The organism is Deinococcus sp. (genome assembly GCF_018260405.1).
GTDB lineage: Bacteria > Deinococcota > Deinococci > Deinococcales > Deinococcaceae > Deinococcus.
The window spans coordinates 1-237 of sequence record NZ_JAGLBG010000240.1 but is presented as its reverse complement, the minus strand read 5'-3'; the positions used below and the strand labels follow the sequence as shown (position 1 = coordinate 237).

Annotated in this window: 1 protein-coding gene; it reads left to right on the top strand. The window is 57.0% G+C overall.

Annotated features, from left to right (window positions below; translation table 11 throughout):
• Window positions 1–237, top strand: a 237-nt coding sequence (locus QZ269_RS13315) for a hypothetical protein (RefSeq protein ID WP_291427174.1), incomplete at both ends; no start/stop codon positions are given.

Genomic DNA, 237 nt, shown 5'->3' with positions numbered 1-237 from the left:
CGCAAGTCCTGACGCAAGTCTTGCAGCCCATTCAACCCTCTCCGATCACCCCGGAGAAAGGAGGAGAAGACGACGAGGACGACGATGACGACGATGACGACGACGATGACGACGACGACGACGACGATGATGACGACGAAGGAGACGTGGCAGACGACCTAGCAGACGCCATCGAAGCGAGGAAAGCAGACGACAAAGCAGACGCCATCGAAGGGAGGAAAGCAGAAGAAAAAGCAG